The following is a 14,210-nucleotide window of genomic DNA, read 5'->3' on the forward strand; positions in this document are numbered from 1 at the left end:
GCTCGCCGCTGTGCTTGAATCCCCTACGGAGAACCTGCATGTCGGTATTGCAACTGTCGCTAAAAGAGGCTCGCCATCTTCATCTTGCGGCGCAGGGGTTACTGAAAAAGCCCCGACGTCGCGCTCGCCAGACTGACATCCTTTCCACCATCCAGCAGATGTCGCTGCTGCAAATCGATACGATCAACGTGGTCGCCCGTAGCCCTTATCTGGTGCTGTTTAGCCGCCTTGGTAGCTATCCGCAGCACTGGCTGGATGATTCCTTGCGTAGCGGCGAACTGATGGAATACTGGGCGCATGAAGCCTGTTTTTTGCCACGCAGCGATTTCGCCCTCGTGCGCCACCGGATGTTGAATCCCGACAAGATGGGCTGGAAATACCATAAAGAGTGGATGCTCGAGCATGCCGCGAGCATAGAAGAGTTGCTGGCGCATATCGCGCAAAATGGCCCGGTTCGCTCGGCGGATTTTTCCCATCCACGTAAAGGCGCCAGCGGCTGGTGGGAGTGGAAACCACATAAACGTCATCTGGAAGGGTTGTTCACCGCCGGCAAACTGATGGTCGTTGAGCGGCGTAATTTTCATCGCGTCTATGATTTAACCCATCGTGCGATGCCGCACTGGGATGATGGGCGCGATGCGCTCTCCCGTCAGGAGGCCGAGTCCATTATGCTACGTAACAGCGCGCGCAGCCTGGGCGTTTTTCGTCCACAGTGGCTGGCCGATTATTATCGTCTACGCCAGCCTGCATTACCGGCGCTGCTGAAGGGCTGGCAGGATGAGGGGCTGGTGGTGCCGGTGATGGTTGAGGAACTGGGTGAGATGTGGCTGCACCGCGATCTGCAAGCTGTGCTGGAATCGGCATCCGGCGGTAAGTTAACCGCCAGCCACAGCGCCGTGCTCTCGCCGTTTGATCCGGTAGTCTGGGACCGTAAACGCGCCGAGCAGTTATTCAACTTCAGCTATCGGCTGGAATGTTATACCCCAGCGCCGAAACGGCAATACGGCTACTTTGTACTACCGTTGCTGCATCAGGGCAAACTGGTTGGCAGGATGGACAGCAAGTTGCACCGTAAGGGCGGCGTGCTGGAGATCTTTTCGCTGTGGCTGGAAGAGGGGGTTAAAGTGACTGCCGGGCTGGAGAGCGGACTCCAGCGAGCAATTAATGATTTTGCGCGCTGGCAAGGGGCAGAAGAGGTTGTGCTGCGCCAGTTACCCGCGGCGCTATTTGCTAACCAGCGGCAAGGTTGGGGTGTTGATGCCGCGTGATACGCGGGCTACCATCCTGTGATATGCTGCTGCCAAATCTATTCGGTCCATCAGGAGGAATCATGGATCACCGTTTACTCGAAATTATCGCCTGCCCGGTTTGTAACGGTAAGCTGTACTACAGCCAGGATAAGCAAGAGCTTATCTGCAAAGCCGACAGCCTGGCCTTCCCGCTGCGCGACGGGATCCCGGTACTACTTGAAAACGAAGCGCGCTCGCTCGCGGTAGAAGAGAGCCAGCCATGAGTTTTGTCGTCATTATTCCCGCGCGATTTGCCTCCACGCGCCTGCCGGGGAAACCTCTGCAGGATATCAACGGTAAACCGATGATCGTCCACGTGCTGGAGCGCGCCCGCGAATCTGGCGCGGATCGCATTATCGTCGCCACCGATCATGAAGATGTCGCGCGTGCGGTTGAAGCCGCGGGCGGCGAGGTTTGTATGACCCGCGCCGACCATCAATCCGGCACCGAACGTCTGGCGGAAGTCGTTGAAAAATGTGCTTTCAGCGATGACACTATCATCGTCAATATTCAGGGTGATGAACCGATGATCCCGTCGGCGATCGTGCGCCAGGTGGCGGAAAACCTTGCGGCCAGCACCAGCGGGATGGCAACGCTGGCGGTGCCTATTCACGATGCCGAAGAAGCATTTAACCCGAATGCGGTCAAAGTGGTCATGGATGCCGACGGCTATGCGCTCTATTTTTCTCGAGCGACTATTCCCTGGGATCGCGATCGTTTTGCAAAATCGCGCGAAGAAATTGGCGATTCCCTGCTGCGCCATATTGGTATTTACGCTTATCGCGCCGGTTTTATTCGCCGCTACGTCAGCTGGGCGCCAAGCCCACTGGAGCAAATTGAGATGCTCGAACAGCTGCGCGTATTGTGGTATGGCGAAAAAATTCACGTTGCGGTGGCGGAAGTGGTTCCTGGCACTGGCGTGGATACCCCGGAAGATCTGGAACGCGTCCGCGCCGAACTGCGTTAATTCTTGCCGTCCCCTTCGCCTAGAGGGGACATATTTCTGCCGCTAATTAGCCCATTTTTGATCTTATCCGCTGACAAGTCGCCCCCAGACGCTCATTATGAAAACAGTAGTCTTCATGAGGGTATCTATGATGGAACAGTTGCGAGCCGAACTGAGCCACCTGCTTGGCGAGAAGCTAAGCCGCGTGGAGTGCGTTAGCGAGAAACCCTCGTCAGCGCTATGGTCGCTGTATGATGCGCAGGGAAACCCGATGCCGCTGTTGGCGAAAAGCTTTACCACGCCCGGCGTGGCGCGCCAGCTGGCGTGGAAAATTTCGCTGCTTGCCCGTAGCGGCACCGTTCGTATGCCGGTGGTATACGGCGTCATGACGCATGAAGAACATCCGGGGCCTGACGTATTGCTCATTGAACGGTTACGCGGCGTTTCAGTAGAAGCGCCGGCGCGCACGCCCGAGCGGTGGGAGCAACTGCAGGATCAGATTGTCGAAGGATTACTGGCATGGCACCGCCACGACAGCGGCGGCTGTGTGGGAATGGTCGATAGCACCCAGGAAAACGTCTGGCCGCACTGGTATCGCCAGCGGGTAGAAATGCTGTGGAGCACGCTCAACCTCTATCATGACACCGGGCTAACGATGCAGGATAAGCGCATTTTATTCCGCAGTCGTGAAAGCCTGCCGCAATTGTTTAGTGATTTCAACGACAACTGCGTGCTGGTCCATGGCTGCTTTACGCTACGTAGCATGCTCAAAGACGCGCGCACCGATCAGCTGTTGGCGATGGTCGGGCCGGGGATGATGCTGTGGGCGCCGCGCGAGTACGAACTGTTCCGCCTCGCCGACGGCGGGTTAGGGGAGCAGCTGCTATGGCGTTATTTGCAGCGGGCGCCGGTCGCGGAGTCTTTCGTCTGGCGGCGCTGGTTATATCAGTTATGGGATGAAGTCGAAAGCCTGGTAAATACCGGGCGCTTCGATCGCGCCCGTTTCTCATTTGCCGCGAAATCAATCCTGCCCTGGATCGCCTGACGCTCCCTTCAGCCACTGCCAGCTTCGTCCCAGGGTCTCGTAAATCGCGCGTTCGCTGTGCATCAGCCAATACGGTGACGGCAGCGCGCGTTCCCAGGGGTTAAGCGCCGATTCCACCGCCAACTGGTTGGCTGGCGCCGGTAATGGATTCAGTCCGGCATGGCGGAAAAATATCATCGCTCGCGGCAGATGCGAGGCGGATGTCACCAGCAGGAATGGCGCGCCGCCGATGGCTTTTTTTACTTCAGCCGCCTCCTGTTCGGTATCTTTTGGTCGGTCAAGGACGATAATCGCGCTGCGCGGTACGCCGAGGCTTTCGGCGACGCGCGCCCCCGCCTCGGCGGTACTAACCGGGTTGGTTTTGGCCGCCGCGCCGGTAAAGATCATTTTCGCGCCTGGGTTTTCCCGCCACAGCCGGATCCCCTCAGCCAGCCGCGGCAGGCTGTTGTTGATCAGATTGGAGCTCGGCGCCCACTGCGGATTCCAGGTATAGCCGCCGCCCAGCACCACGACATACTCAACGGATTGGCCGCCACGCCAGGTCGGGTAGCTTTTTTCGATAGGTTTTAACAACCCGTCGGCCACCGGCTGCAGGCTTAACAGCGTCAGCAACAGCCAGCTCAGGGTGACCAGCGCTTTGCCGGTTTTTTGAAAACGGCTGCGCCATAGCAGAATGATGCCGATCGCCATCAGCAATAACAGCAGAGGAAGCGGCAGCATCATGCCGCCCAATACCTTTTTCAGTGTGAAAAGCATCCCGAATGGTTCCTTTTTTAACCATATAACCAAAGTTATATACGGATCTTATAACAGATCGCTTCATTATCGCCGTGGGTATGACAAAATAGCGGTTTTGTGTTGGCTTGTGGAGTCGTCCGTGCAGGATCGCAATTTTGATGACATCGCTGAAAAGTTTTCGCGCAATATTTATGGCACCACCAAAGGCCAACTGCGCCAGGCGATCCTTTGGCAGGATCTGGAACCGCTGCTCGCGCAGATGGGGCCAGGGCCGTTGCGGGTACTTGATGCCGGCGGCGGCGAAGGGCAAACAGCGATCCGCGTCGCGGAATTAGGCCATCACGTGACGCTATGCGATCTTTCCGCCGAAATGGTGGCTCGTGCTCAGCAGGCCGCCTGCGATAAAGGTGTGATCGACAACATGCATTTTGTACAATGCGCGGCGCAGGATATTGCTCAGCATTTGGAAAGCCCCGTCGATCTGATACTGTTTCATGCGGTGCTTGAGTGGGTCGCGGAACCGCAGGAAATGTTGCGCACGCTGTGGTCGGTGTTGCGCCCGGGCGGCGCGCTGTCGTTAATGTTCTACAATGCTAACGGCCTGCTGATGCACAATATGGTCGCCGGAAACTTCGACTACGTGCAAATCGGCATGCCGAAAAAGAAAAAACGCACGCTGTCGCCGGATTATCCGCGCGATCCGCAGCAGGTATACGGCTGGCTGGAAGCTCTCGGTTGGCAGATAACCGGTAAAACCGGCGTGCGGGTGTTTCATGATTATCTGCGTGAGAAACGTAAACAGCATGACAGCTTTACTGCGCTGCTGGAGCTGGAAACGCGCTACTGTCGCCAGGAGCCGTATATCAGCCTGGGCCGCTATATTCATGTCACTGCGCTTAAGAAAGATCCAGGCGCACAGCCGCAGATGCAAGGATAAACTATGAGTGAATTTTCCCAGACAGTCCCCGAACTGGTTGCCTGGGCCAGGAAAAATGATTTTTCCATCTCGCTGCCGGTCGACAGACTCTCTTTTCTGCTGGCTGTCGCCACGCTGAACGGCGAGCGGCTGGAAGGGGAAATGACCGAGGGAGTACTGGTGGACGCGTTCCGCCACGTCAGTGATGCGTTTGAGCAGACCAGCGAAACCATCAGCCAGCGCGCCAATAACGCCATCAACGATATGGTGCGCCAGCGTCTGCTGAACCGCTTTACCAGCGAAATAACGGAAGGGAATGCGATCTACCGCCTGACGCCGTTAGGTATTGGCATTACCGACTACTATATTCGCCAGCGTGAATTCTCCACCCTGCGTTTGTCGATGCAGCTGTCGATTGTGGCCGGCGAACTGAAGCGGGCTGCAGATTCTGCGGATGAGGGCGGCGATGAATTCCACTGGCATCGCAACGTCTTTGCGCCGCTGAAATATTCGGTGGCGGAAATCTTCGATAGTATCGATCTGACTCAACGCATCATGGATGAGCAGCAACAGCAGGTGAAAGACGATATCGCCCAGTTGCTGAACAAAGACTGGCGCGCGGCGATTTCCAGCTGCGAACTGTTGCTGTCCGAAACCTCCGGCACTCTGCGCGAATTGCAGGATACTCTGGATGCGGCGGGCGATAAGCTACAGGCCAACCTGCTGCGTATCCAGGACGCCACCATCGCGCGCGACGATCTGCATTTTGTCGACCGTCTGGTGTTCGATCTGCAAAGCAAGCTCGACCGTATTGTCAGCTGGGGTCAACAGGCTATCGACCTGTGGATCGGTTACGATCGTCACGTACATAAATTTATCCGTACCGCCATCGATATGGATAAAAACCGCGTGTTCGCCCAGCGTTTGCGTCAGTCGGTACAGACCTACTTCGACGCTCCGTGGGCGCTGACCTATGCCAGCGCCGACCGTTTGCTGGATATGCGCGATGAAGAGATGGCGCTGCGCGATGAAGAAGTCACCGGCGAACTGCCGGCAGACCTTGAATTCGAAGAGTTCAACGAAATTCGCGAGCAGCTGGCCGCGCTGATTGAAGCGCAGCTGGCGGTCTACAAAGAGAAGGGTATGCCGCTGGATCTCGGCCTGGTGGCGCGAGAGTTTCTGGCGCAGTATCCGCGCGCGCGTCACTTTGACGTCGCGCGAATCGTTGTTGACCAGGCGGTACAGCTGGGCGTCGCCCAGGCAGATTTCACCGGACTGCCGGCAAAATGGCAGCCGATTAATGATTACGGAGCCAAGGTACAGGCGCATGTCATTGACAAATATTGAACAAGTGATGCCAGCTAAGCTGGCGCAGGCGTTGGCCAATCCGTTATTTCCGGCGCTGGACAGCGCCCTGCGTGCGGGCCGCCACATTGGCCTGGATGAGCTGGATAATCACGCATTTTTGATGGATTTTCAGGATTACCTGGAAGAGTTTTACGCGCGCTACAACGTTGAGCTGATTCGCGCGCCGGAGGGGTTCTTCTACCTGCGTCCGCGCTCCACGACGTTGATCCCACGCTCGGTATTATCAGAGCTGGATATGATGGTCGGCAAAATTCTGTGCTACCTCTACCTCAGCCCCGAACGTCTGGCTAATGAAGGCATCTTCACTCAGCAAGAGCTCTACGATGAGCTGCTGACGCTGGCGGACGAAAGCAAATTGCTGAAGCTGGTCAACAACCGTTCCACCGGTTCCGACCTCGACCGCCAGAAGCTGCAGGAAAAAATGCGCGCGTCCCTCAACCGCCTGCGCCGCCTCGGCATGGTGTGGTTTATGGGCCACGACAGCAGTAAATTCCGCATCACCGAATCGGTATTCCGCTTTGGCGCTGACGTGCGCGTTGGCGACGATCCACGCGAAGCGCAGCTGCGCATGATCCGCGACGGCGAAGCGATGGCGCTGGAGAATCACCTGCAGCTCAATGATGAGAATGAAGAGAATCAGCCGGATAGCGGGGAGGAAGAATAATGATTGAACGCGGTAAGTTTCGCTCGCTGACGCTGGTTAACTGGAACGGTTTTTTTGCCCGGACCTTCGATCTTGATGAGCTGGTAACGACGCTCTCCGGGGGTAACGGCGCCGGTAAATCCACGACCATGGCGGCTTTCGTCACGGCGCTGATCCCCGATTTAACCCTGCTGCACTTCCGTAACACCACCGAAGCGGGCGCCACCAGCGGTTCGCGTGATAAAGGCCTGCACGGTAAACTGCGCGCCGGCGTCTGTTACTCGGTGCTTGACGTGATCAACTCGCGCCACCAGCGCGTGGTGGTTGGCGTGCGTCTGCAGCAGGTTGCCGGGCGCGACCGTAAAGTCGATATTAAGCCATTTGCCATCCAGGGATTGCCAACCTCGATCCAGCCGACCCAACTGTTGACCGAAACCCTTAACGAGCGCCAGGCGCGCGTCGTGAGCCTCAACGAGCTGAAAGAGAAGCTCGACGCGATGGAAGGGGTGCAGTTCAAACAGTTTAACTCGATTACCGAATATCACTCGCTGATGTTTGATTTGGGCGTGGTAGCGCGTCGTCTGCGTTCAGCATCCGATCGTAGCAAATACTACCGCCTGATTGAGGCCTCGCTGTACGGCGGGATCTCCAGCACCATTACCCGCTCCCTGCGCGATTACCTGCTGCCGGAAAACAGCGGCGTACGTAAGGCATTCCAGGATATGGAAGCGGCGCTGCGTGAAAACCGTATGACGCTGGAAGCGATTCGCGTTACCCAGTCCGATCGCGATCTGTTTAAGCACCTTATCAGTGAAGCCACCAACTACGTGGCGGCGGACTACATGCGTCACGCCAACGAGCGGCGCATCCATCTGGATAAAGCGCTGGAGTACCGTCGCGAGCTCTTTACCTCGCGTTCGCAGCTGGCGGCAGAGCAGTACAAACATGTCGATATGGCACGCGAGCTGCAGGAGCACAACGGCGCAGAGGGCGATCTGGAAGCCGACTACCAGGCCGCCAGCGATCACCTGAACCTGGTACAAACCGCGCTGCGTCAGCAGGAAAAAATCGAGCGCTACGAGGCGGATCTCGACGAACTGCAGATTCGTCTGGAAGAGCAAAATGAAGTGGTGGCGGAAGCCGCCGACCAGCAGGAAGAGAACGAAGCCCGCGCCGAGGCCGCCGAACTGGAAGTGGATGAGCTGAAAAGCCAGCTCGCCGATTACCAGCAGGCGCTCGACGTGCAGCAGACTCGCGCCATTCAGTACAATCAGGCGCTACAGGCGCTGGAACGCGCGCGCGCGCTGTGTCACCTGCCGGATTTAACCGCCGACAGCGCCGACGAATGGCTGGAAACGTTCCAGGCGAAAGAGCTGGAAGCGACGGAAAAAATGCTGTCGCTGGAACAGAAAATGAGCGTGGCGCAAACCGCGCACAGCCAGTTTGAACAAGCGTATCAGCTGGTTGCGGCGATCAACGGGCCGCTGGCGCGTAATGAAGCCTGGGATGTGGCGCGTGAATTACTACGCGACGGCGTCAACCAGCGTCATCTGGCGGAGCAGGCGCATGGGCTGCGTAGCCGTCTCAACGAGCTGGAACAGCGTCTGCGTGAACAACAAGACGCCGAGCGCCAGCTGGCCGAATTCTGTAAGCGCCAGGGCAAACGCTACGATATCGACGATTTGGAAACGCTGCATCAGGAGCTGGAAGCGCGCATTGCCTCATTGGCCGACAGCGTCTCTAACGCTCAGGAACAGCGCATGGCTCTGCGTCAGGAGCTTGAGCAACTGCAGTCGCGTACCCAGACGCTGATGCGCCGGGCGCCGATTTGGCTGGCGGCGCAAAACAGCCTCAACCAACTGTGCGAGCAGTGCGGCGAGCAGTTTGAATCAAGCCAGGACGTCACCGAATACCTGCAGCAGCTGCTGGAGCGCGAGCGCGAAGCCATTGTTGAGCGCGATGAAGTCGGCGCCCGCAAGCGCGCCATTGACGAAGAAATTGAGCGTCTCAGCCAACCGGGCGGCTCTGAAGACCCGCGTCTGAACGCGCTAGCGGAGCGCTTTGGCGGCGTGCTATTGTCGGAAATCTATGACGACGTTAGCCTCGACGATGCGCCGTATTTCTCCGCGCTGTATGGCCCATCGCGCCATGCGATCGTGGTTCCGGATCTGTCACAGGTGGCGGAGCAGCTCGAAGGGCTGGAAGATTGCCCGGAAGACCTGTATCTGATCGAAGGCGATCCGCAGTCCTTCGATGACAGCGTATTCAGCGTCGATGAGCTGGAAAAAGCGGTGGTGGTGAAGATTGCCGACCGCCAGTGGCGCTATTCGCGTTTCCCGACGCTGCCGCTGTTTGGCCGCGCCGCCCGTGAAAACCGCATCGAAACGCTGCACGCCGAGCGTGAAAGTCTCTCCGAGCGTTTTGCTACGCTGTCGTTTGACGTGCAGAAAACGCAGCGCCTGCATCAGGCCTTCAGCCGCTTCATCGGTAGCCATCTGGCGGTTGCCTTTGATGACGACCCGGAAGAAGAGATCCGCAAACTCAATAGCCGCCGCGGTGAACTCGAGCGTGCGCTGAATGCGCATGAAAGCGATAACCAACAGAATCGCGTCCAGTACGAGCAGGCGAAAGAGGGCGTATCGGCGCTGAACCGCCTGCTGCCGCGCCTGAACCTGCTGGCCGATGAGACGCTGGCCGATCGCGTAGATGAAATCCAGGAGCGTCTGGACGAAGCGCAGGAAGCGGCGCGCTTTATCCAGCAGCATGGCAATCAGCTGGCGAAACTGGAACCGATCGTCTCGGTACTGCAAAGCGACCCGGAACAGTTTGAACAGCTGAAAGAAGACTATGCCTATTCGCAGCAAATGCAGCGCGATGCGCGTCAGCAGGCTTTCGCGTTGGCGGAAGTCGTGCAGCGCCGCGCCCACTTCAGCTACTCTGACTCGGCGGAGATGCTCAGCGGCAACAGCGATCTCAACGAGAAGCTGCGCCAGCGCCTGCAACAAGCAGAATCTGAGCGCAGTCGCGCTCGCGAAGCGATGCGTAGCCACGTTGCGCAGTTGAACCAGTACAACCAGGTGCTGGCGTCGCTGAAAAGCTCGTATGACACCAAGAAAGAGCTGCTCAACGATCTGTATAAAGAGCTGCAGGATATCGGCGTACGCGCCGATACCGGCGCGGAAGAGCGTGCGCGTGCGCGTCGTGATGAGCTGCATATGCAGCTGAGCAACAACCGCTCCCGTCGTAATCAGCTGGAGAAAGCGTTGACCTTCTGCGAAGCGGAGATGGACAACCTGACCCGCAAACTGCGCAAGCTGGAGCGCGATTACTGCGAAATGCGCGAGCAGGTGGTGAGCGCTAAAGCGGGATGGTGCGCGGTGATGCGTCTGGTGAAAGACAACGGCGTGGAACGTCGTCTGCACCGCCGCGAGCTGGCCTATCTCTCCGCCGACGAACTGCGTTCGATGTCGGATAAGGCGCTGGGCGCGCTGCGTCTGGCGGTCGCCGATAACGAACACCTGCGCGACGTCCTGCGTATTTCGGAAGATCCGAAACGTCCGGAGCGCAAAATTCAGTTCTTCGTTGCGGTTTATCAGCATCTGCGCGAGCGAATCCGCCAGGATATTATTCGCACTGACGATCCGGTAGAAGCGATCGAGCAGATGGAAATCGAGCTCAGCCGTCTGACCGAAGAGCTGACCAATCGCGAACAGAAGCTGGCAATTAGCTCCCGCAGCGTGGCGAATATCATTCGCAAGACCATCCAGCGTGAACAGAACCGTATTCGCATGCTCAACCAGGGGCTGCAGAGCGTGTCGTTCGGCCAGGTCAACAGCGTGCGTCTGAACGTCAACGTGCGCGAGACCCACTCGACGCTGCTGGATGTCCTGTCTGAACAGCATGAGCAACATCAGGATCTGTTTAACAGCAATCGCCTGACCTTCTCGGAAGCGCTGGCCAAACTGTATCAGCGCCTGAATCCGCAGATTGACATGGGGCAACGTACGCCGCAAACCATCGGTGAGGAACTGCTCGACTACCGCAACTATCTGGAGATGGAAGTGGAAGTTAACCGTGGTTCCGACGGCTGGCTGCGCGCGGAGTCCGGCGCGCTGTCGACCGGTGAAGCGATCGGTACCGGGATGTCGATTCTGGTGATGGTGGTGCAGAGCTGGGAAGATGAATCCCGTCGCCTGCGCGGCAAGGATATCTCGCCTTGCCGTCTGCTGTTCCTCGATGAAGCAGCACGTCTGGATGCTCGCTCTATCGCCACGCTGTTCGAACTGTGCGAACGTCTCGAGATGCAGCTGATTATCGCGGCTCCGGAAAATATCAGCCCGGAAAAAGGCACCACCTATAAACTGGTGCGTAAAGTGTTCAATAATCACGAACATGTACACGTTGTCGGTCTGCGCGGTTTTGCCGCGCCGGTGCCGGAAGCGCTGCCTGGAACCGCTGACGCCTCCTGAAAGGGCGTCGATTAATAGGAAAAAGGGTGACAATTTGTCGCCCTTTTTGTTTTTCTGTACAGTACGCTAACAAGGTATAGTCTTTAAACTTCTTTACATTTGGTAAGGCAAAAGCGTTTTCGCCTTTATATACTGAGAATAAGCCCCATCAGGCGGGCAGCAATGTGTTAACAGGGGGCAAGGGATGTTGCTTAAGAAACGGTATGGTCGACAAATGTCGGTGCTCAGCTTGAGCCTGGCTTTTGCATTTGCTCCGCTGTTTAATGTTCAGGCCGCAGAGCCTGAAGTCATACCCACAGATAGCTCTGCGACGGTGGGCGATCTTTCGTCGGCATTGGTACAAAACGATGGTCAGTCCGCTGCGGTCGCGCAAATGGCCGGCGAGCAGCCGCTGGCGGCGGATGTGGTGGCGAAAAGCCGTGCTGAAATCGAGGCCATGCTGCCGTCGGGTTATCATCCGGTTTATATCAACCCGCTGGTGGCGCTATACGCTGCCCGCGACATGAAACCCATGTGGGAGAACCGCGAAGCAGTACAGGCCTTCCAGCAGCAGCTGGCAGAGGTCGCTATCGCCGGTTTCCAGCCGCAGTTCACCACCTGGGTGAGCCTGCTGACGGATCCGTCCGTCAGCGGCATGGCTCGCGATGTCGTGCTTTCCGACGCCATGATGGGATATCTGCATTTTATTAGCGGTATTCCGATGCAGGGGAACCGTTGGCTGTATGGCTCAACGCCGTACAAAATGGCGACGCCGCCGCTGTCGGTGATTAACCAGTGGCAGCTGGCGCTGGATAACGGTTCGCTACCGCAGTTTATTGCCGGACTGGCGCCACAACATTCACAATATGAGGCAATGCATCAGGCGCTGCTGACGCTGGTGGCGGATAACCGTCCGTGGCCACAACTGACCAGCAATGCCTCGCTTCGTCCGGGAGAGTGGAGTAACGATATCGGCGCGCTGCGTGAAATCCTGCAGCGTACCGGCATGCTGGATGATTCGGCGAAAATCGCCTTACCGGGCGATGTGGTTAGCCCATCGGCGAAACCGAAATCGAAAGCAAAACCCGCCGCGCGCGGCGTTTACGATCGCCAACTGGTAGAAGGCGTTAAGCGCTTTCAAGCCTGGCAGGGGCTGGGCGCTGATGGCGTCATCGGCCAGTCCACCCGCGACTGGCTGAACGTCTCTTCGGCGCAGCGTGCCGGGGTGCTGGCGCTGAATATCCAGCGTCTGCGTTTGCTACCGAGCAAATTGTCCACCGGCATCATGGTCAATATTCCAGCGTTCTCGCTGGTCTACTATCAGGACGGCAGTCAGGTGCTGGCATCGAGGGTCATTGTCGGTCGTCCGGATCGTAAAACACCGATGATGAGCAGCGCGTTGAACAACGTGGTGGTCAACCCGCCGTGGAACGTGCCGCCGACGCTGGCGCGCAAAGATATTCTGCCGAAGGTGCGCAACAATCCAGGCTATCTGGAGCAGCATGGCTATACGTTGATGCGCGGCTGGAACAGCAAAGAAGCTATCGATCCGTATGGTGTCGATTGGTCTACCATCACCGAGAAGAATCTACCGTTCCGTTTCCAGCAGGCGCCGGGCGCACGCAACTCGCTGGGGCGGTATAAGTTCAATATGCCAAGCTCGGATGCTATTTATCTCCACGATACGCCGAACCACAATCTGTTCCAGAAAGATGTTCGCGCGTTGAGCTCGGGCTGCGTTCGCGTCAATAAAGCCTCTGAGCTGGCGAATATGCTATTGCAGGATGCGGGCTGGAATGATTCACGTATTTCCGACGCGCTGAAGCAGGGGGATACGCGCTACGTCAATATTCGGCAAAATATTCCGGTTAATTTATATTATTTAACCGCCTTTGTTGGTGCTGATGGACGTACACAATATCGAACAGATATTTACAATTACGATCTCACCGCGCGATCCAGCGCACAAATTCTGCCAAAAGCGGAACAATTAATCAGGTAAATGAAGTAGTTCTGCGAAAAATGTTGTCCTAGCACTGAACGAAATCGGGCCCTGGTCGTCTACAAGGCCCGTATTTCCTGGGGTGAGGCTGCCTTGACGTTGGCAATAATGCCCGGTAAGGTGCCTTTCGTGCGCCAGAAGTGCATATACATATAATCCGCAAAAATGTGTTGCGGCGGTCAATACGACCCAGCCAAGGACATTTTAGCGGAAAAGTATATTACGATTCATTTACCTGTAGACCTGATTATCATGGACAAATTTGACGCTAATCGCCGCAGATTGCTGGCGTTGGGTGGCGCTGCCCTCGGTGCTGCCGCCATTCTCCCTGCGCCGGCATTTGCCACCCTCTCGACCCCCCGACCGCGTATTTTGACGCTGAATAACCTGCACACCGGTGAATCACTCAAGGCGGAGTTTTTCGATGGTAGAGGCTATATTCAGGATGAATTAGCAAGACTTAACCACTTTTTCCGTGATTTCCGCGCGAACAAAATTAAGTCTATTGACCCAGGATTGTTCGATCAGCTTTACCGCCTGCAGGGACTACTCGGCACCAACAAGCCTGTCCAGCTCATCTCCGGTTATCGCTCCGTCGATACCAACGATGAACTTCGCGCACGAAGCCGTGGTGTAGCGAAACACAGCTATCACACCAAAGGCCAGGCGATGGATTTCCACATTGAAGGCGTTGCCTTAAGCAATATTCGCAAAGCGGCGTTATCTATGCGCTCAGGTGGTGTAGGATACTACCCACGTAGCAACTTTGTGCATATTGATACCGGTCCGGTACGGCACTGGTAACGAAAGGAGCA

Annotated in this window: 10 protein-coding genes and 1 pseudogene; 10 read left to right on the forward strand and 1 reads right to left on the reverse strand. The window is 57.0% G+C overall.

Features of this window, described 5'->3' with window-relative positions; all coding sequences use genetic code 11:
- The first annotated feature begins 38 nt into the window (after positions 1-38).
- From EAE_RS15445 to EAE_RS15460, 4 genes are all read left to right on the forward strand, one after another.
- A complete protein-coding gene (locus EAE_RS15445; RefSeq protein ID WP_015704888.1) occupies positions 39-1,268 on the forward strand; it encodes a winged helix-turn-helix domain-containing protein in 1,230 nt (409 codons plus the stop codon).
- Between the two features lie 62 nt (positions 1,269-1,330).
- Positions 1,331-1,513, forward strand: coding sequence for a protein YcaR (gene ycaR, locus EAE_RS15450; protein WP_015367465.1), 183 nt, complete (start codon positions 1,331-1,333; stop codon positions 1,511-1,513).
- Complete coding sequence (gene kdsB / locus EAE_RS15455; protein ID WP_015367464.1) at positions 1,510-2,256, forward strand: 3-deoxy-manno-octulosonate cytidylyltransferase; 747 nt, start codon at positions 1,510-1,512, stop codon at positions 2,254-2,256. The genes ycaR and kdsB overlap by 4 nt, the downstream gene beginning before the upstream one ends.
- A gap of 130 nt (positions 2,257-2,386) precedes the next feature.
- Positions 2,387-3,280 carry a YcbJ family phosphotransferase gene (locus EAE_RS15460; RefSeq protein ID WP_015704889.1) on the forward strand — a complete coding sequence of 298 codons (894 nt, stop codon included), beginning with the start codon at positions 2,387-2,389 and terminating at the stop codon, positions 3,278-3,280.
- Here the strand turns inward: EAE_RS15460 and elyC are convergent.
- On the reverse strand, positions 3,257-4,036 hold the full coding sequence (elyC, locus tag EAE_RS15465) for an envelope biogenesis factor ElyC (RefSeq protein WP_015704890.1): 780 nt from the start codon (positions 4,034-4,036) through the stop codon (positions 3,257-3,259). The two genes, EAE_RS15460 and elyC, sit on opposite strands and share 24 nt — an antisense overlap.
- Before the next feature lie 121 nt (positions 4,037-4,157).
- Between elyC and cmoM the strand changes: the two are divergent.
- The 6 genes and pseudogenes from cmoM to mepK all read left to right on the forward strand — a co-directional run bounded on the left by cmoM (position 4,158) and on the right by mepK (position 14,199).
- Positions 4,158-4,962, forward strand: a pseudogene (gene cmoM, locus EAE_RS15470) (tRNA uridine 5-oxyacetic acid(34) methyltransferase CmoM).
- Entirely contained in the window at positions 4,959-6,281 is a 1,323-nt protein-coding gene (gene mukF, locus EAE_RS15475) for a chromosome partition protein MukF (protein WP_015704892.1), read from the forward strand. Before cmoM ends, mukF begins: the two are co-directional and overlap by 4 nt.
- Positions 6,262-6,966, forward strand: coding sequence for a chromosome partition protein MukE (mukE, locus tag EAE_RS15480; protein WP_015367459.1), 705 nt, complete (start codon positions 6,262-6,264; stop codon positions 6,964-6,966). The genes mukF and mukE overlap by 20 nt, the downstream gene beginning before the upstream one ends.
- Positions 6,966-11,414, forward strand: coding sequence for a chromosome partition protein MukB (gene mukB / locus EAE_RS15485; protein ID WP_015704893.1), 4,449 nt, complete (start codon positions 6,966-6,968; stop codon positions 11,412-11,414). Before mukE ends, mukB begins: the two co-directional genes overlap by 1 nt.
- 184 nt (positions 11,415-11,598) lie before the next feature.
- Positions 11,599-13,395 (forward strand): L,D-transpeptidase, encoded by a 1,797-nt coding sequence (gene ldtD / locus EAE_RS15490; protein ID WP_032707696.1) that lies wholly within the window; start codon positions 11,599-11,601, stop codon positions 13,393-13,395.
- Positions 13,396-13,647: 252 nt separating this feature from the next.
- Positions 13,648-14,199: a peptidoglycan L,D-endopeptidase MepK gene (gene mepK / locus EAE_RS15495; protein WP_015367456.1), complete on the forward strand. Its 552-nt coding sequence runs from the start codon at positions 13,648-13,650 to the stop codon at positions 14,197-14,199.
- Positions 14,200-14,210: the final 11 nt, after the last annotated feature.

Origin of the sequence: Klebsiella aerogenes KCTC 2190 (assembly GCF_000215745.1) — a bacterium.
GTDB classification, from domain to species: domain Bacteria; phylum Pseudomonadota; class Gammaproteobacteria; order Enterobacterales; family Enterobacteriaceae; genus Klebsiella; species Klebsiella aerogenes.

What these genes read in the sequence shown, in the direction of transcription:
- EAE_RS15445 (WP_015704888.1), top strand. Translation starts at nt 39, where the DNA reads ATGTCGGTATTGCAACTGTCGCTAAAAGAGGCTCGCCATCTTCATCTT.
- ycaR (WP_015367465.1), top strand. Translation starts at nt 1,331, where the DNA reads ATGGATCACCGTTTACTCGAAATTATCGCCTGCCCGGTTTGTAACGGT.
- kdsB (WP_015367464.1), top strand. Translation starts at nt 1,510, where the DNA reads ATGAGTTTTGTCGTCATTATTCCCGCGCGATTTGCCTCCACGCGCCTG.
- EAE_RS15460 (WP_015704889.1), top strand. Translation starts at nt 2,387, where the DNA reads ATGGAACAGTTGCGAGCCGAACTGAGCCACCTGCTTGGCGAGAAGCTA.
- elyC (WP_015704890.1), bottom strand. Translation starts at nt 4,036, where the DNA reads ATGCTTTTCACACTGAAAAAGGTATTGGGCGGCATGATGCTGCCGCTT.
- mukF (WP_015704892.1), top strand. Translation starts at nt 4,959, where the DNA reads ATGAGTGAATTTTCCCAGACAGTCCCCGAACTGGTTGCCTGGGCCAGG.
- mukE (WP_015367459.1), top strand. Translation starts at nt 6,262, where the DNA reads ATGTCATTGACAAATATTGAACAAGTGATGCCAGCTAAGCTGGCGCAG.
- mukB (WP_015704893.1), top strand. Translation starts at nt 6,966, where the DNA reads ATGATTGAACGCGGTAAGTTTCGCTCGCTGACGCTGGTTAACTGGAAC.
- ldtD (WP_032707696.1), top strand. Translation starts at nt 11,599, where the DNA reads ATGTTGCTTAAGAAACGGTATGGTCGACAAATGTCGGTGCTCAGCTTG.
- mepK (WP_015367456.1), top strand. Translation starts at nt 13,648, where the DNA reads ATGGACAAATTTGACGCTAATCGCCGCAGATTGCTGGCGTTGGGTGGC.